Below are 17,384 nucleotides of genomic sequence, written 5' to 3' on the forward strand. Positions count from 1 at the left end.
CGAGGAACAACAACGCGAGCGCAGCATCGCCGCGCTAAAACGCCGAGCAGCCACGCTCGGATTCCAGATCAACCCCATCGGGACCGCTGCATGAAAACCGCCCTGGCTATTTTTGTTTCTTGAGAGCTGCCTGTCCGGCAGTGACGTCAAAAGCCCTGTGTCGCAGAGGTGGGTCGTATTTTCTGAGCTGCCTGTCCGGCAGTGACGGCGCTGACCTCGGCCTGGCAACTGGCCACATCTTTCTGAGCTGCCTGTCCGGCAGTGACGCTGCGCCACCTCGTCGATCACGCAGCCGTCCATTTCTGAGCTGCCTGTCCGGCAGTGACGGACACGAGGCGGGCGCGATTGAGCGCCAGAGTTTTCTGAGCTGCCTGTCCGGCAGTGACGCCCACGCAGCAACCCAAACCGCGCACGCCGATTTTCTGAGCTGCCTGTCCGGCAGTGACGAGGACGCGGGCTTGCCTCTCGGTTATGGTGAGTTTCTGAGCTGCCTGTCCGGCAGTGACGAGGACGCGGGCTTGCCTCTCGGTTATGGTGAGTTTCTGAGCTGCCTGTCCGGCAGTGACGAAACCCTGATAGGCCAGCGGGCGCGGCTTCTCTTTCTGAGCTGCCTGTCCGGCAGTGACGGCGAGTTCGACAACGTCTATGTAGCCTTCTCATTTCTGAGCTGCCTGTCCGGCAGTGACGCGACAGCGCGGTGCAGTTGCCCATCGGCAAGATTTCTGAGCTGCCTGTCCGGCAGTGACGGTGCGGTCGTCTTGCGACACGGAGAAGCCCACTTTCTGAGCTGCCTGTCCGGCAGTGACGCGCATCGCCGAGGCCGGCGGCGGCTACATCCATTTCTGAGCTGCCTGTCCGGCAGTGACGAGACCCGCCGGTGGGTATGCTTTTGGATAAGATTTCTGAGCTGCCTGTCCGGCAGTGACGGTACGGCGGCAGCCCCACGAAATCACCGGTCGTTTCTGAGCTGCCTGTCCGGCAGTGACGATGCCGCCCACGGCAGCTTGCGATACGTGGAGTTTCTGAGCTGCCTGTCCGGCAGTGACGCCGGCGCGGATGATGACGCCGAAAATGCGGCCTTTCTGAGCTGCCTGTCCGGCAGTGACGATGTGGCGGGCCTGGCCGACCGAGGTCTCCCATTTCTGAGCTGCCTGTCCGGCAGTGACGGAAACCGAGTCGATGGTCAAGTCCACGTTCACTTTCTGAGCTGCCTGTCCGGCAGTGACGTGCCGCAGCGTGGCCACCATGAAGGCGTCGAATTTCTGAGCTGCCTGTCCGGCAGTGACGCCCTGGCGCTGCCCCTGTGGCTGCCCGAGCCCTTTCTGAGCTGCCTGTCCGGCAGTGACGCCGTCTCCCCGAATGTGGCACTCGGGCCAAACTTTCTGAGCTGCCTGTCCGGCAGTGACGCGCTGCGGGTCAAGTAGCAAGTTCAGGGTGGATTTCTGAGCTGCCTGTCCGGCAGTGACGGGGGCACACCCTCCCCGGAGTTGGACGACGACTTTCTGAGCTGCCTGTCCGGCAGTGACGGAAGTCGGAACTGCATAACGTGGTGCAGCTGATTTCTGAGCTGCCTGTCCGGCAGTGACGTAGGGGCTCGCGGGGCAGCATGGCCACGAGGCTTTCTGAGCTGCCTGTCCGGCAGTGACGCTACGGGGGAAACACGATCTCGCAGAGCTATCTTTCTGAGCTGCCTGTCCGGCAGTGACGTCGCCTGACTGGGTCACCTGCCCCTCGATCGGTTTCTGAGCTGCCTGTCCGGCAGTGACGAGCCTCACGGCCAGCGCCACGCTCTACCTCGATTTCTGAGCTGCCTGTCCGGCAGTGACGCTGGAGGCGCTGACCTATGCCCGCGAGGGTGATTTCTGAGCTGCCTGTCCGGCAGTGACGGCCTACTCTCAGGGCTGGATCGACGCCTACAATTTCTGAGCTGCCTGTCCGGCAGTGACGGAGCATCAGAGGCGCCATACATAACATGCCAGTTTTCTGAGCTGCCTGTCCGGCAGTGACGGTCGTAGAACGCCCGGTAGGCGCCCGTTCCTCTTTCTGAGCTGCCTGTCCGGCAGTGACGGAAATCTGGACGGTTTTGGCGCTGGGATCGACTTTCTGAGCTGCCTGTCCGGCAGTGACGTTCAAGTCATTTCCCTACTGGGAGAATGTATCTTTCTGAGCTGCCTGTCCGGCAGTGACGGGCTCCGGAAATGACAAAGCCCGCCGGGTGATTTTCTGAGCTGCCTGTCCGGCAGTGACGGGATTTACTGTAAGCACGACCACGCAGCCACTTTTCTGAGCTGCCTGTCCGGCAGTGACGAAGCTGTAACGGCGGGTGCCGCTGATGCGCGGTTTCTGAGCTGCCTGTCCGGCAGTGACGTCGGCACCGGCGCGGCCCTGTCGCAAGACTCGTTTCTGAGCTGCCTGTCCGGCAGTGACGGCCATTGGCGATGTCGGCCAGCGCGACGCCAATTTCTGAGCTGCCTGTCCGGCAGTGACGCGTTACCGTCGAGGAAATCGACTTCGATCACCTTTCTGAGCTGCCTGTCCGGCAGTGACGTCCACGTCGAAGCCGGTCTTCTGCTCCAGGAATTTCTGAGCTGCCTGTCCGGCAGTGACGCCGCCGCGCGACCTGGCCATGTTTTTTGCTCATTTCTGAGCTGCCTGTCCGGCAGTGACGTAGAGACTACCAGTCTTGAGTGCCTGATTGTTAAAGAGAAATCCAGCTTTTCAGCGTAATCACCCAAAAAATGGCGCTCCTGCCAAAGCCCGGAAAATCAAGGCTTTTGCAGGGCGGCAAAAAAAGGGTCAGAACCAGGGGATGGTTGCTGTCGGGCTAAGGCCGTAGCTTCCAAAGGTGCCCGGCCGGGGTTCGTCCACAACGGGCAGATGCTCGATGAAGAGGCGGAACTGCTGTCCTGTGCTTCGGCTGCTCAGCAGGATGAAAGGCAGATCGAGCTGCTCGGCACGGCTGTCTGGGATGGCAGCCAGCGCTTCTTCGGGAGCGATGCCTTTCCGCGCGATGAGGCGGCGGCGCTCCCGCTCCGGATTGCTGTGGGCCTGCACGCGGCGGACAACCCGGTGACGCGCTCCCGCCGGTACCGGAGCGGGGCCGTCGATGGCAACGTGATCACGCATCCCCGTCAGCCAGTCGGCCCCCATGAAGTCACGCAGGTCGGCAGCGCTGCCATGCAGGCGCAGCCGGCTCCCCAGGCCCCGGTGAGCGTCCTCGACGTCCGGAAAACTCACCCCGATGGTGCCCTCGCCGTGGCCAACGAGGCCGCGGTGGAGCTTGCTGAACAGGGCGTTCATCAGGGTCGTGGCGGGGAATTCCGGGTCGGGCAACAGTGTGAGATCGACGAAAGCGTCCATGGCGGCCCCCGTCATTCCTTGTCGCCGTCACCAAACACGCCGCCGCGGATCAGTGTTGCCATCACGAAGTGTTGGTCTCCTGCCGTGGTGGGCTTCTTGTCTTTCAGCACCCAGCCGTCGAGCAGGGAGTAGAAGTCGGCCTTGGCCTTCGGCTGGCGGTAGGCCTTGCCCTGGTTGGTGACCGAGCCGTAGGGTTCGACGGCGATCGGGCCGAGGTCGTCGCCTTCTTCGTTCGGGTACCAGGTGTCGATGGTGCGGAGCGCGTTGCCGATCTTCTGGCTGTGCATCGCGGCGATCTGGCGATTGCCTTCCGTGACGGCGTAGAGGGTCTTGCTCTTCTGCCCGCGCTTGTCCCCCTTGTCGAGGATCAGCTCCTGGGAGGGATAAACCTCCTGGCCGTCGCCGACACGGGCATAGGCGATCACTTCCAGCAGGGTGTGGCGCTCGCCGGCCAGCCCTTCTGCAATCGCAGCCGCAAGCCCGGCGATCGCGCTCTCCGCGTCTGCCGGCCCATCAAAGCCCCGCAGGCTGAACCGCAGTGCGTCAAACGACCAGCTTTGCCGCGGTTCGCCGTTCTCGAGCTGGCGGACTTCGACGCGGATCTGCTCGGCGCCCACGCGGTTGCGCCACAGGAAGCGGCCGTTGGCGAGGTTGATGGCGTAGCGGCGGGCCAGTTCGCCAAAGCCGTGCTCATCCTTGTAGGCCTGCACGGTGTGCAGCAGCTTGGCTTGATAGTCGGCGTTGTTGCAGGCGGCGGGTGTTCCGGCGCCGCCGAGCACCCGCAGGGTGAAGCGCAGGCGCAGGGTGTCTGCGTTGTTGGGCAGCGTCGCGACATCCACCCTTTGCAGGTTGGGTGACTGGATGGAGGCGTCGAGTTTGGCGGGGTCCTGGTCCTTGGTCTTGAGGCGGTTCGAGATCGTGCCACGCACGGATTTTTCGTGGATGGCGATGGCCGGCCAGCTTGCGCCGTTGGCCGCATCGTTCCAGCGGCCGGCGCTGAAGAGGCCATCGGAGGGGTCGAGCTTGCGTTCGAAGGCGAGCACGGAGGCGGTGGAAAGTTCGGTCTTGGCCATGATCAAGCTCCTTGATGGGGGTTCGGTTCGGTTTCGATGAGGTCGGCGTAGCGGTTTTCGCAGCGGTAAAGACCTGTTGCGGGCTCGGCGGAGCGATGCCACAGCAATTGGTCGAGCTGCCCCAGGCGGTGTGGGCCGATCCACTGGCCGAGGGAATACAGGCTCTCGACAAAGCGGAAGGGGGTGGTGGCGTCGCGGGCGCCCGCCACCTCGCCGGCGGCGTGCAAGGGTGAGATGCCGGCATAGCCGATGGGCAGCGGGACCAGCCAGCCGGGGCGTTTGTCGAGTTGCCATTCGACTGTGCCGGTGCCCGGGTTGGTGCCGTCCCGGGGCGGCACCGGGCGGTGGTTGAGGCGGGTGAGGTCGAGCAGGGCATCGAGCGCGCTGGTGTCGGGCTTGCCGGCCTGCAATTCGGCCAGGCGTTCACGCAGCAGGTCCGGCCGGTGGATCAGCGCGAAGCCGGGCAGCAGGCGGCGACGCAGCCGGGCAAAGGCCTTGCGGCGTTCCGCCTGCACGGCGGGCCAGGGCACCCACTCCGGTTGCGGTGCGCGGTGGGTGGTGGGGGGTAGCACGCTGCCGCCGGCGATCCGCATGCCGAGGGCAAGGTTGTAGGCGGCCTGGGCGAAGGCTTCCTCGTGCCGTGCTTCTTCGAAATAGCCGTTGGCGGCTACCACCAGGCTCACTTCGAGGTGGGCCCGCCCCTCTTCGACGATCGCCGCAGGCGTGCCCTCGGCGATGAACTTGGCAATGTCGCGCTTCAGGTAAACCGGGTTGCGGGATTGGGTGAACACCAGATGCTGGCGCCGATTGGGCCGGAAGGTCTGCGCCTCGAAGGCATGGCAGACGATGCCCACGCCGCCGAAGGTGACGCCGGAGCGGCTACCCAGTTGCCGCTCCAGGGCATGGACGAAGCCCAGGAAGGCGGTGGGGGACGGAAAGCCCCAGGTCAGCGGGCTGGAAACCGCGTTGGCGTTCTGCACCCGCAGCCGGGGCAGCACGAGCAGGCCGTCGGGTGGGGAGAAAGTGTCATTCATCGTCGAGTTCCTCGCGCAGCAGCTTGAGTTCGCCGCCCAGCGCTGTCTGCCAGGCCTGGGATTCGGCCTCGCCGAAGTGGGTCTGGTCGGTTTGCAGGCGGGCGTTGAGCCAGTTGCCGAAGCGCAGGCACACCTCGTCCTTCCAGTCGCCGCGCCGGAGCTGGGTGGCAAACGTGTCGTCGAGCTGGCTGCGTGCCGGGTCGAGCCAGCATTGTTCGGCCAGGTTGAGCTGGCATTCGGGGCCGGCCGTCCACCCCGGGGTGAGGTAAGTCCGCAGTTCGGCGGCCATGTGCAGGACTTCGCCGCACAGGTCGGTTACCAGATCGGCCCGGGTCTCGCGGATGCGGATGTTGTTGCGGGCATCCGCCACCCGGCGCAGATAGTCCCGGAGGGCCTCGCTCAGCCGGCGCACTTCCCGGCGGCGCTCGAAATAGCGGCTAAAGACGGTCTCGGTCTTGAGCGGCGGGCGGATCGCGGGCGATTGCCAGATGGGCGGGACGGAGGCCAGCAGGAAGTTCTCGCCCCGGCGCTCGCTATTCAATTGACTGATGTTTTGCGGCTTGGAGCCGCCGAAGCTCTGGATGACCAGGTTGGGGTAATCCCGGTAGCCGCCGGGATGTGCCTTGCCGGCCCGCCGGGCCTCCCGGGCGGCCTTGGCATCGTCGGAAAAACGGTCTTCGCCGATGCGCCGGTGTACCGCGTGGGCGAGCGGCGAGGAGAGCAGGGGGGCGAGCAGGTGGTAGCGGCCGTCGCCCAGCTGCCAGTAAATCTGTTTGGCCAGCTTGTGGGAAGCCGGGCGGCCCTTGGGCTCCGGCAGGCCGGCAAAGGCCGCCATCCATTCGGCCGCTTGGTCGGGGTCTTCCGACAGGGCTTCGGCGAGGGCCGGATCACGGCCGATGGCCCGGTCGAGCAGGCTGCGGCCATCGACGCTGAGGCGGAGAAACTTGTAGATTGGTAGATATTTTGCATCTGGAGTTGCGAGATCCAGTTGCCGTTTATCGCCCAGTGTGTGAGTTCCCACTTCAGCTGAAGATGCCTCTGTATTCCCTCCTGTATTAATACTGGTCCCTTGGGCTTGAGGATGCCCAAATTTCACCGGATGAGTCACTTCTTGCAACCGGACGACTTCTTTCGCGGCGTACGATAACCAAACGCCTTGCGAATAATCGATTTCATGTTTTTGGCGTATAACCGAGTACTCATCTATCGAAATCTCACCAACAGATCTCTGTTTCTCAAGCTTGTCGAGCTTGGGCTGCAGGCGGTCCTCGCGCAGGAAGCGTGCGATCGCAGCCTTGAGACGTTGGCTTTCACCGGGCGGTGACGGCGATTGCGGTGTGTCATCCATGTGGTTTCTCCTTCAAATGAACGTCGATGCTCAGGCCCGGCTGAATCCCAGTGCCGGGTGGTAGCGCCAGCGCACGGCGTCGCGGCCGGGGAGGTCGACCGTGCCGAACTTGCGGGCGCAGTCGACCGGGTCGAGCCCCTGGGCCTCGGCCAGGGTTTGCAGGGCGGTGAGGTAGTCGGGGGTCGCCCAGGCGTCGATGCGGGGGCCGGCGGCGAGGTCGTTTTCGTTCAGGCGCTGCAGCAGGTTGGATTCCACCGGGATCTCCCGGCCGCTTTCTTCGAGCCAGGTGAACTCGGTGGTGGTGGCGTCTTCGTCAGGCTGCAGGTAATAGGTCTGATGGCCCTGCGGATCTGCCCGGAAGCGGGTGCGTGCCTGCAGGATGCCCGAGAGGTGGGCGGCGGTTGTCCACCACCAGTTGGCGGGGATCTGGCGTTGGTCGCCGTCCGTGGCGCCCAGCATGAGGTCGGCCAGCCGGGCGTGCTCCAGGTCGACGAGGCTCCGGCGGGCGTCCAGTGTGCTGCGGGGGTGGATGCGGGGGCGGGCGTCGATGGTTTGCCACTGCTCCGGGGTCAGCAGGTCGCGAAGGGAATGGCTGGCGAGGGGAAACTCCTCGCTCTCGAAGCCCGGCCGGCAGAAAGCGGCGCCGCGTCCGGGCCGTTTGAGGTGTTTGACGTTGGTGTCGAGCAGCAGGATGTTGGGCTTCCCGGGCGGGCAATCGAAGTGGCGGTGCCGCTTGACCCGCCCGCCCAGCTGGATGATCGAGCGCATGGACGAGGGTTCGACGATGGCCCAGTCGTAGCAGTGGTCTCGCCCCACTTCGGCGACGGCCGTCGCGAGGACGATGAAGAGGTGGTCGCTTTCCGTGCCGTGTTCCAGCTTGTCGCGGATGCCCGGCAGCGAGAACACGGCCTCGGGCTGGTGGCGCTTGAGCGTGGCGTCCAGCGCCCGCTCGATCTCGGCCCGGATCAGCATGGGGTGGCGGGCGTGGTAGGCGCATAGGTGAATCCGACAGCCTTCGGGGGCGCCCAGGCGGTAAAGGCTGCGGGCGACGTCGAAGAGCGGGTCGATGTTGGCCATCCGCATGAGGCCGAAGCTGACCCGTTTGCCGGTGACGGAATCAACGCTGTGATGGTGACGGTGCAGCGCAAGCGCCTGGTCGCGCAGCAGCGCGGCCAGCTGCCGGCAGATGTCGGCCTGGCGGCTGGCCGGGTCTGCGCCGCCGATGGGGGTGATTGGCACGTCGACGATGGCGGCGCGCCGCCGGATTTCCGGGGCGGCCGTCAGCCTGGCGATGCGGCGTTCGACGAAGGTGCTGTGGCTGGCGAGAAAGCCCGTGCCGTCAGGGTCTTCGCCATGGTGGCGGGTGGTGGCGCCGAATTCGTCGAACCAGGCGCAGCGCACGTCCAGCGCCGTGCCGGGGCGCCCGCGGTGGCGCTGGAATTCGGCCCGGCCGGCGGCGTAGGCGAGGTACAGGCCCTGCACCAGTGCCGGTGGCAGGGTCGCCGAGGACAGCAGCACCCGGCTGCCGAGCAGGCCGGCCCAATGTACGAGGCGGGTGAGGGCCGGGAGGTCGGCGATGTCGAAGTCGTCGGGCTCGTCCAGCACCAGGTCGGACGACATGAGCCGTAGCATTGGCAGGATCTGGTGGCCGCCCCGGGTGCTTTCGCAGGCGGGCATCAGGTGGTCGACGGTGCATACGAGCACCGGGGCGTCGAGCAGGCTGGCGGGTTGGGCGTGCCGGCCCTGCGTGCTGTGCTGCAGCCAGCGCTTGAGGGGGCCGTCCTCGAGGCTGCCCTCGTAGCGGACGTGGTTGTATTCGGGGAGGAGCTCACCTGCCGATTCGCTCCCCTGGCTGGCCAGGTCACGGGCGCGGGCCTGGTAGTACGCATGCAGTGCCCGGGTGGCGGAGCCGCCCACCAGCACGGCGAGATCTTCGGCGCCGAGCCTGAGGCGTTCGCGGTAGGCGTCGCCGGTCTGCAGGGTGAGGGTGCGCAGCCCCAGGGCCACCGTGAAGCGCGCCCCCAGCCGCGGGTCGGCGAGGCCGTAGAGGATGCGGGCGTTGGCGAAGGTCTTGCCGCAGCCGGTCGAGGCCAGGTTGACGCCGAAGAAGCCGTGGTCGACGGTTTGTTCGCGCAGGCTCTCGGCCAGGTCGAAGGCCGTGTTCTGCCAGCGGAAGGCGCCCGTGCTGCGTTCGCGGAAGCCCTTGTGGCGGGCGATCCGCGGCAGGCTGAGGTCGAGGCGCGGGAGCGTCTGCACGAGACGGCTGGCATTCACGCCGACGCCGATCAGATGCTCGTCGAGACGCTGGTTGAGCTGCGGTGTGCCGTCCGGGGTGCGGGTCGAGTTGGCGTAGGGCGCCTTGCTGCCGCGTTTGACGGGGTCGCCGTAACGGCTGTGGCTGGGTTGGGACGAGTAGTAGTGGTCGGCCAGCATCAACGCGAGCCGGGCGAGATGGACTACGTAGGGGCTGGAGAGGACCGCTCCGGCGTGGGTATCGACCAGACACGGGCGTTTCAGGATGGCGCCGGCGGTCTTGCCCACATGCTGGCGCCAGTGGCGGCTGTCGAAGGGCAGGCCCTTGAAGCGCCAGCAACTGGCCTGGTGCCTGGCATCGGTGTCGTCGAGCCGGCTGCCGCACCACGCATGGACGACGCCCCTCGGTAGCGTGCCCAGGGCTGGCGCTTTCAGTGCTCGGGCGAAGTCGTTGTCGGTGGTGGGGGTGGGTAGCCGGTGATGGCTGACGATCAGCCAGCCGACCACCCGCGCCAGCGGCGTTTGCAGCGTGCTGAAGGGGCCTTCGGGGCCGCCCGGGCCGTCCTTGCGCAGCGTCTCGAGGATGCTTGCCGACTCACTGCCGTCGAGCTTGACGAGTCGTTCCAGCCAGTCCCGGTCATGGGCGCCGCCCTTGCCGACGAAGGCTTCGAACAGGCGCAGGGAGATCCATTCGTGGCGGAAAGGGTCGGCCACGGCCTGGGCCTTCTTGAGTTTGTCCTGGAACGCTTCGTTGGCCTTGCCCAGGTCGTGGAAGAGTGCGGCCAACTGGGCGAGCAGGCGGATGTCTTCGCCGGCGTGCCAGTCGTTTTCGTCGTGAGCCCGGAGGATGTCGCGCCGTGTGGTGTTGGTGGGGGTGGCCCCCCGGGCATTGAACTGCCGCGCATCCCCCACAACCCACAGCAGCTCGCTGTGGTCCTTGCCACGAATCCAGTGGCAGGCCACGGCGGTGTTCTTGCGGGCGGTCTTGCGCAGCAGGCGGTAGAGGGTGTCGAGGCCCTGCTGGGTGATGGCGGTCTGCCAGCTGCGGTCGCCGCGGCGTTCGGCGAACTGGTCGAGGATGCGCCGGGTTTCGGTGAGGGCGTTCCTGGAGCACTGGGAGATCAGCAGGATGTTCATTGTGCTTGCCCGCCGATGTCGAGGGCGATGGACTTGACGGTGTCGATCATGAAGTCGAGGGCTTCGGCCTGCACGAGGCTCTCGATGCACGCCTCGCGAAAGCCCTGCTCGTCGTCGCCGCGCATCGCCGAGATGAAGGCCTGGGGGAGGATCACCGCGTCCTTGACGAGGTCGGCGATGTCGAAGACCAGCCCGCCGCGGCGGGTCTTGCCGTGCAGCACGGCGAGGCCGTGGGGCAGGCCGAGCACCCAGGCGGCGGTGGCGCCGAGGCCGTAGGCCAGGTAGTTGCCGTGGTCGAGGAAGCGGTTGGCCGGGTCGCTGCCGCTGCCGTTCTTGGCACGCACGAAGTCGCCGTAGCCGGTGGCGTCGCAGGCGAGCTTGAAGAGCTTTTTGGTGAGGCGGGCTTCTTCGGTGAGCAGGGCGGTGTTGTCGGGGGCGAGGTCGATCTGCTGGCGCGACTGGGCGAGCGCGACGTTCAGCCTTTCGCTGGCGATGCTGAAGCCGCCTTCGTGGAGGCGCCGGTTGCCGGCCCAATGCAGCGCGATGCGTTCGAGCCGGGCGCGCTGGACGGCCTTGGCGGCGGCCAGCCGGAGGCCCTCGTCGAACCAGAAGCGCACCCAGTGCTGGAGGTATTCCGTCGGGCGGTATTCGCTCTGCGGCGAGAACCAGGCCACTTCGATGTCCATCTCGTTGGCGCTGTAGAGCGGCGTGCCGCCCCCGCCCGAGAAGCCCACCATCACCCCGGCCTTGGCGAGCTCGCGCATCGCGGCCTGGGTGATCGAGGTGCCGGTGCCGAGCAGGATGACCGTGGTGTTGGCGATGGGAATGTTCCAGTACAGCGACTGCTTGCCCTCGTCGGTGACGTATTCGACGCGGCCGCCATTCACCAGCACCCGGCAGTGCTGCAGGTAGTAGAGGTTGGCGCGCTTGGAGTGGAGAATGGTCTTGAGGTCCGACGGTGTGAATTGATCCATGGCCGCGCTCTGTCAGGTGTCATTGGGTGAGGCGATTGTGCCGGGGGCGGTGGATCACCAGATGAGCTTGCTCACAGCTCTTTTGCGTATTTCTGGTGCATGGCGGCGAGCTCCTCGGCCAGAAGTCTGCGCAGACTCCCGGGTGCCAGCACCTCGCAGTGGGCGCCGTGCTTGAGGATGTCCATCAGCAGCTCGCGGTGATCCGCGTAGGGGACTTCGAGCACGTAGTGGCCGTCCGCCGCGAGATGGCCTTTCTGCGCCGGGTGCCAGAACTCGGTCGACACCCAGCGGCTGCGCTCGGGCGAGAAGCGCAGGGTGGCCCACTGGAGCCGATCGCCGGCGAATATCCCGTAGCCGGGGCCGAGGACGGCGTCGAGGGTTGCGTTGGGGATATCGCGGGCGGGGGTGTCGAGCAGCTCGACGTCGCGGATCGCGTCCACGGCAAAGTTCCGCAGGCCGCAGCGCAGGTGGCACCAGGCGTCGAGGTACCAGTTCTCGCGGTAATGGACGAGGCGCTGGGGCGAGATCTGGCGCTGGCGCTCTTCACCCTTGCCGCGGGCAAAGTAGCGGATCGACAGCCGTTTGCGCCGGAGCAGCGCCGAACCGACTTTCTCGAAGTGTTTCAGCGTGATGCGGCGCTTGCCGATGCCGACGATCAGCACCCGGCGGCGGACCTCTTCGGCGGCGTCGTCGGCGGCGCCGAGCAAGCTGTCGAGCCGCTTGGCGAGGGCTCGACGTGGGGCGCCAGCAGCCCGCCCGGGTCGAGGTTGGCGAGGAGGTGCTGCATCGTGAGGAGAGCGTGGATTTCCTTGTCGGAGAACCACATGCCGGGGAGTTCGGATTGGGCCGCTTCCGCGCGTGACCTGTCCAGGGTGTAGCCGCCCAGCTCGGCATTCCACTCGATGGGCACCTGAAAACGGTCGCGCAGATACTGGATGTCCCGTTTCAAGGTGGCCGGCGACACCTCGAGTTCATCGAGGAGTTGCCGGGTGCTCACGCTGCGCTGACAGCCCAGGCGCTGGCGGATGAGGTAGAAGCGTTCGGAGCGGTCCATGGGCAGAGAGGCGGTCGAGGGATACGCCATGAGGGTCAAAAGAGTTCATCAGCATACCCTGCCGGTGCCGCCGCAGAGTGCGTCTTGAGCAATCCCGTCAGCCGTGACGCGCCGTTTCCCCCTATCCTTCCACCCCCACCCACCTTCACTTGCCGCGACGTTCCATGCGCCTCCTCCACACCTCCGACTGGCACCTCGGCCAGAGCTTTCACCAGTTCGACCGGCGGGCCGAGCATCAGGCGTTTCTCGACTGGCTGCTGGGCGTGCTCGAGGCGGAGGCGGTGGATGCGCTGCTGATCGCCGGCGACGTGTTCGACAACAGCAACCCGTCGGCCCAGGCCCAGGCGCAGCTGTACGGTTTTCTGGCCGAGGCGCGGCGGCGGGTGCCGCATCTGGGCATCGTGATGACCGCCGGCAACCACGACTCGCCGGGCCGGCTGGAGGCGCCGGCGCCGCTGCTGTCGGGGTTCGACGCCTGCGTGGTCGGGCACGTGGGGCGGCAGGCGGACCTGGACGCCGCCCTCGGCCGGCTGCTGGTGCCGCTGAAGGACGCCGCCGGCCGGGAGGCGGCCTGGTGCATCGCGATGCCCTTCCTGCGGCCCGACGACCTGCCCCGCGTCGAGGGCGCCGACGACCCCTACGCGGCCGGCGTCGTGGCGCTTTACCGCCGTGCGTTCGAATTGGCCGCCGAACGGTGCCAGCCCGGGCAGGCGATCGTGGCGATCGGCCACTGCCACCTGGCCGGCGGCCAGGTGTCGGAGGATTCCGAGCGGCGCATCGTGATCGGCGGCGCCGAGGCGCTGCCGGCGGGCATCTTCGACCCGCGCATCGCCTACGTGGCGCTGGGCCACCTGCACCGCGCCCAGAAGATCGGCGGCGACCCGACCCGGCGCTACTGCGGCAGCCCGCTGCCGATGTCGTTCTCCGAGGTCGGTTACTGCCACCAGGTGGTGCTGGTGGACCTCGATGGCGAGGGCGTCGCGGCGACCCGCGAACTCCCGGTGCCGCGCAGCGTGCAGCTGCTCCAGGTGCCGGCCAAACCCGCGCCGGTGGACGACGCCCTGGCCGCCCTCGCGGCCCTCGACCTGCCCGACCGCCCCGAACCCCTGTGGCCCTACCTGCACGTGCGGGTGCAGCTCTCCGGGCCCGAGCCCGGGCTGCGCGCCCGCATCGAGGAGGCCATCGCCGGCAAGCCGCTGCGCCTCGCCCGCATCGAGACGGCCACCCTGCGCGGCGCGCTGCCCGATGCGGCGCCGGCCCTGTCGGTGGACGAGCTCAACGCCCTCAAGCCCGAAGCCTTCTTCGAGCGCCTCTACCGGCACCGCTACGGCAGCGACGCGCCGCCCGAGCTGATGGCCGCCTTCGGCGAGCTGCTGGCGACGCCGGCCGAGGAGGGCGCGGCATGAAGATCCTGGCGATCCGTGGCAGGAACCTGGCCTCGCTGGCCGGCGAGTTCGAGGTCGACTTCCAGGCCGAGCCCCTCGCCTCGGCCGGCCTCTTCGCGATCACCGGCCCCACCGGCGCCGGCAAGAGCACCCTGCTCGACGCCCTGTGCCTGGCCCTCTTCGAGCGCACCCCGCGCCTCACCCGCGCCAGCGCGCGGAGCGAGATCCCCGACGTGGGCGAGCACGCCACCACCGCCGCCGACCCGCGCACCCTGCTGCGCCGGGGCGCCGCCGAGGGTTTTGCCGAGGTGGACTACGTCGGCCGCGAGGGCATCGCCTGGCGCGCCCGCTGGACGGTGAAGCGAGCCTACAGAAGGCAGGACGGCAAGCTGCAGAACACCGAGATCAGCCTCGTCCGCATCGCCGACGGGCAGCCCGTCGGCGGTCACACCAAAAAGGAGATCCAGCAGGCCATCGAAGAGAGCATCGGCCTCAGCTTCGAGCAGTTCACCCGCGCCGTGCTGCTCGCCCAGAACGACTTCGCGACCTTCCTGAAGGCCTCCGACGACGAGCGCGCCGAGCTGCTGCAGACCCTCACCGGCACCCAGACCTACACCCAGCTCTCGAAGCTCGCCTATCAGCGCATGAAGGCCGAGCAGGAGGCCCTCGACCGGCTCCAGGGGCAACTGGCCGACCAGGCCCCGTTGCCCCCCGAAGCGCGCGAGGCCCGCCAGGCCGAAGCTGCCGGCCTCATCGCCGCCCAGTCCGCCCTCGCCGGGCGGAAGGTCGGGCTCGACGCCCGCCGGGCGTGGTTCGGCCAGCAGGCCACCCTGCAGCAGGCCGTTGCCGAGGCCGAACGCAAGGCCCGCGAGGCCCAGGCCGTCCACGACGCCGCCGCCCCGCGCCGGGCCCGGCTCGCCCGCATCGAGGCCGTGCAGCCGGCCCGGCCGCTGCTCGCCCGGCTGGAGGCGCTCGCCGCTGAACTGCCCCGTGCCGAGGAGCGCTGCCGCGCCAGCGCCGCCGCCCTGGCCGCCAATGCCGACACCCTCGCCCAGCGCGCCGCCCAATCCGACGCCGCCGCCCGCGCGCTGGAGGCCGCCGAAGCCCGCCGCCGCGAGGCCCAGCCCCGGCTCGACCAGGCCAAGGCCCTCGACGCGCGCATCGCCACCCTGGCGCCCCGCCACGCCTCCGCCCGCCAGGCCGTGCAGGCCGCCGAAGCCCGGCAGGCCGAGGCCGACACCCACCACCGCCAGACCCGCAGCGAGGCGGAGCGCCTGCAGCGCGACCTCGCCGAGGCCCGCGACTGGCTTGGCGCCCACCCGCAACTGCAGCCGCTCGCCGAAGCCTGGCCCCGCTGGGAGGCCGCCTTCGCCCAGGCCGCGCAGCTCGCCGGGCAGCTCGACGCAAGCACCGCCCAGCGCGGCCGGCAGGCGGCGACCCTGGCCGGCCTCGAGGCCCAGCGGGACGCCGCCGCCCAGGCCCGCCTGCAGCGGGAGGCCGCCGAGCAGCAGGCCCGCGCCGCGCTGGCGGCCTTGAACGACGCCGCCCGGGCCATCGACCCGGACGACCTGGCCCGCCGCAAGGCCGCCCTCGAAGCCCGCCGCGAGGCCCTTGCCGCCGCGCAGCGCCTGGTCGCCCGGCGCGACGAACTCGATGCCATCGCCCGCGGCCTCGACGCCCGGCGCAGCGCGCAGCAGGCCCGCCTCGCCGACAGCGTCGCGCGCCTCGGCCGGGCCGCCAGCGCCTGCCCGGCGCTCGACCAGGAGTTCGCCGCCGCCAGTCGCGCCTTCGAGATGGCCCGCCTGGTCGCCAGTGACACCGCCGAGCGCCTGCGCGCCCAGCTCCAGCCCGACGCGCCCTGCCCGGTGTGCGGCGCCGTGGATCACCCCTACGCGGCCCACTCGCCCCAGGTCGATGCCCTGCTGGAGGGCCTCCGCCAGGGCGTCGAGGCGGCTCAGGCGGCCCTCCAGCAGCTGGCCCGGGAGCAGGGCGAAGCCGAGGCGGCCCGGGGCGACGCCACCGCGCAGCTCGCCCAGCTGGAGGCCGACAGCGCCGCCCAGGCCGCAGCCGTCGCCCGGTTCGACGCCGACTGGCAAGCCCACCCGCTGCGGGCCGAGCTGCAGGGCCAGCCCGCCGCCGCGCTGCCCGCCTGGCTCGCCGCCCGCATGGAAGAAACCGCCGCCGAGCTCGACGCCCTGCTGCGCAGCGAAGCCGGCTGGCGCGACAGCCTGCGCCGCCGCGACGCCGCCCAGCAGGCCCTCGACGCCGCCACCCGCCAGTTCGCCGAGGCCGATGCCCGGCTCACCCAGCTCCAACTGGCCCGGCAGGCCGCCCGCCAGTCCCTCGCGGAGGCGGACGCCCGCCTCGCCGGCTTGGGGCAGCAACTGGACGAACAGCTGGGCGCCCTCGACGCAGCCCTGGCCGAACCCGATTGGCGCGGGGTCTGGCGCGCCGACCCGGCCGCCTTCGCCCGCGATTGCGAAGCCCGGGCCACAGCCTGGCTGGCCCATCGGCAGCGCGTCACCGACGGCGAGGCCCGCGCCGTGGCCCTCGCCACCGCCGTCGCTGCGGCCGAAGAGGCCGCGGCCCGGGCCCGCCAGCACACCGCCACGGCGGTCGAGGCGGCCCGCGAGCTGGCCACCGGGCTGGATGCCGACCGTCAGGCCCGCGCCGGGCTGTTCGACGGCGCCCCGACCGCCGCCGCCGAGCAGGCCCTCGAGCAGGCCATCGCCGATTGCCGCACGCGCCTCGACCGTGCCCGCGTCGCCCGCCAGCAGGCCGAGGCCGATGCCGCCCGCCTCGCCGAGGCCCAGCGCCAGCAGGGCCTGCAGCGGGACGCGCTGCAGGCCGACCACGCCGCCGCTGGGCAGGCCGTCGAGGCGTGGCTGGCGGCCTTCAACGCCGCCGGGCCGGGCGAGGTGCCCCTCGACGGCGAGGCGCTGGCCGCGCTGCTCTGCTTCGACGCCGCCTGGATCAAGGCCGAGGCCGATACCCTGCAGGCCCTCGACCGGGGCGTCGCCAGCGCCGACGCGGTCTGCCAGGAAGCCCGCCGTGCCCTCGACGCCCACGCTGCCCTGCGGCCCGCGGAGGCGCCGGAGGGCGACACGCCGGAGGCGGTCAACCAAGCCCGCGCCGAGCTTGACGCCGAGGCCGCGCGCCTCGCCGAGGCCCTCGCCGACGTCCGCCTCGCCCTGGCCCGGGACGATGACAGGCTCGCCCGCTCGGCGGCCCTGCGCGCCGACATCGACGCCCAGGCAGGCCGGAGCCGCGTGTGGGCCCAGCTCGGCGAGCTGATCGGGTCGGCCGACGGCAAGAAGTTCCGCAACTTCGCCCAGCAGCTCACCCTCGACGTGCTCCTCGGCTACGCCAACCGCCACCTCGACAGCCTCGCCCGCCGCTACCGGCTGGAGCGCCTCAAGGACAGCCTCGGCCTGCTGGTGGTGGATCAGGACATGGGCAACGAGGTGCGCTCGGTGCATTCCCTGTCGGGAGGCGAGTCCTTCCTGGTGTCGCTGGCCCTCGCGCTGGCGCTGGCCTCGCTGTCGTCGCACCGGGTGCGGGTCGAGTCGCTGTTCATCGACGAGGGCTTCGGCAGCCTCGACGCGGACTCGCTGCTGGTGGCGATGGAGGCCCTCGACAAGCTGCAGGCCCAGGGCCGCAAGGTGGGCGTGATCTCCCACGTGCAGGAGATGACCGAGCGCATCGGTACCCGCATCGCCGTGCGGCGCGGCGGCGGTGGGGTCAGCCGGGTGGTGGTGGAGTAGGG

The 17,384-nt window shown here is 69.0% G+C and carries 10 protein-coding genes and 1 CRISPR repeat array; of the genes, 2 read left to right on the top strand and 8 right to left on the bottom strand.

Translation table 11 applies throughout. The features are described 5' to 3' along the window. Window positions 1–118 precede the first annotated feature (118 nt). Window positions 119–2,668: direct repeats of the CRISPR family, unit length 28 nt; unit sequence TTTCTGAGCTGCCTGTCCGGCAGTGACG. 128 nt (window positions 2,669–2,796) lie between these two features. From cas6f to ACE3OU_RS15200, 8 genes are all read right to left on the bottom strand, one after another. Beyond that, window positions 2,797–3,360 (bottom strand): type I-F CRISPR-associated endoribonuclease Cas6/Csy4, encoded by a 564-nt coding sequence (gene cas6f / locus ACE3OU_RS15165; protein WP_374242390.1) that lies wholly within the window; start codon window positions 3,358–3,360, stop codon window positions 2,797–2,799. Between the two features lie 11 nt (window positions 3,361–3,371). After that, on the bottom strand, window positions 3,372–4,433 hold the full coding sequence (csy3, locus tag ACE3OU_RS15170) for a type I-F CRISPR-associated protein Csy3 (protein ID WP_374242391.1): 1,062 nt from the start codon (window positions 4,431–4,433) through the stop codon (window positions 3,372–3,374). A gap of 2 nt (window positions 4,434–4,435) precedes the next feature. Beyond that, the gene (gene csy2, locus ACE3OU_RS15175) at window positions 4,436–5,467 is read right to left on the bottom strand and encodes a type I-F CRISPR-associated protein Csy2 (protein WP_374242392.1); all 1,032 of its coding nucleotides are present in this window, start codon (window positions 5,465–5,467) and stop codon (window positions 4,436–4,438) included. Then, window positions 5,460–6,815, bottom strand: coding sequence for a type I-F CRISPR-associated protein Csy1 (gene csy1, locus ACE3OU_RS15180; protein ID WP_374242393.1), 1,356 nt, complete (start codon window positions 6,813–6,815; stop codon window positions 5,460–5,462). The genes csy2 and csy1 overlap by 8 nt, the downstream gene beginning before the upstream one ends. 30 nt (window positions 6,816–6,845) lie before the next feature. Beyond that, entirely contained in the window at window positions 6,846–10,205 is a 3,360-nt protein-coding gene (gene cas3f / locus ACE3OU_RS15185) for a type I-F CRISPR-associated helicase Cas3f (protein ID WP_374242394.1), read from the bottom strand. Further along, on the bottom strand, window positions 10,202–11,179 hold the full coding sequence (gene cas1f, locus ACE3OU_RS15190) for a type I-F CRISPR-associated endonuclease Cas1f (RefSeq protein WP_374242395.1): 978 nt from the start codon (window positions 11,177–11,179) through the stop codon (window positions 10,202–10,204). The genes cas3f and cas1f overlap by 4 nt, the downstream gene beginning before the upstream one ends. Window positions 11,180–11,250: 71 nt before the next feature. Beyond that, window positions 11,251–11,886, bottom strand: a complete 636-nt coding sequence (locus tag ACE3OU_RS15195; protein WP_374242396.1) for a helix-turn-helix transcriptional regulator — start codon at window positions 11,884–11,886, stop codon at window positions 11,251–11,253. After that, on the bottom strand, window positions 11,835–12,233 hold the full coding sequence (locus ACE3OU_RS15200; RefSeq protein ID WP_374242397.1) for a helix-turn-helix transcriptional regulator: 399 nt from the start codon (window positions 12,231–12,233) through the stop codon (window positions 11,835–11,837). Before ACE3OU_RS15200 ends, ACE3OU_RS15195 begins: the two co-directional genes overlap by 52 nt. Window positions 12,234–12,397: 164 nt before the next feature. On the opposite strand from ACE3OU_RS15200, the gene ACE3OU_RS15205 reads away from it, so the two are divergent. Next, window positions 12,398–13,639, top strand: a complete 1,242-nt coding sequence (locus tag ACE3OU_RS15205) for an exonuclease SbcCD subunit D C-terminal domain-containing protein (RefSeq protein ID WP_374242398.1) — start codon at window positions 12,398–12,400, stop codon at window positions 13,637–13,639. Continuing rightward, on the top strand, window positions 13,636–17,382 hold the full coding sequence (locus ACE3OU_RS15210) for an AAA family ATPase (RefSeq protein WP_374242399.1): 3,747 nt from the start codon (window positions 13,636–13,638) through the stop codon (window positions 17,380–17,382). The genes ACE3OU_RS15205 and ACE3OU_RS15210 overlap by 4 nt, the downstream gene beginning before the upstream one ends. The last annotated feature ends 2 nt before the right edge of the window (window positions 17,383–17,384 follow it).

Origin of the sequence: Zoogloea sp. (assembly GCF_041908905.1) — a bacterium.
Classification (GTDB): Bacteria; Pseudomonadota; Gammaproteobacteria; order Burkholderiales; family Rhodocyclaceae; genus Zoogloea.

Bases quoted from the DNA above. Each gene is read 5' to 3' on its own strand.
- csy2 (WP_374242392.1), bottom strand. From the start codon at position 5,467: ATGAATGACACTTTCTCCCCACCCGACGGCCTGCTCGTGCTGCCCCGG.
- cas6f (WP_374242390.1), bottom strand. From the start codon at position 3,360: ATGGACGCTTTCGTCGATCTCACACTGTTGCCCGACCCGGAATTCCCC.
- ACE3OU_RS15205 (WP_374242398.1), top strand. From the start codon at position 12,398: ATGCGCCTCCTCCACACCTCCGACTGGCACCTCGGCCAGAGCTTTCAC.
- ACE3OU_RS15210 (WP_374242399.1), top strand. From the start codon at position 13,636: ATGAAGATCCTGGCGATCCGTGGCAGGAACCTGGCCTCGCTGGCCGGC.
- csy3 (WP_374242391.1), bottom strand. From the start codon at position 4,433: ATGGCCAAGACCGAACTTTCCACCGCCTCCGTGCTCGCCTTCGAACGC.
- cas3f (WP_374242394.1), bottom strand. From the start codon at position 10,205: ATGAACATCCTGCTGATCTCCCAGTGCTCCAGGAACGCCCTCACCGAA.
- ACE3OU_RS15200 (WP_374242397.1), bottom strand. From the start codon at position 12,233: ATGGACCGCTCCGAACGCTTCTACCTCATCCGCCAGCGCCTGGGCTGT.
- cas1f (WP_374242395.1), bottom strand. From the start codon at position 11,179: ATGGATCAATTCACACCGTCGGACCTCAAGACCATTCTCCACTCCAAG.
- csy1 (WP_374242393.1), bottom strand. From the start codon at position 6,815: ATGGATGACACACCGCAATCGCCGTCACCGCCCGGTGAAAGCCAACGT.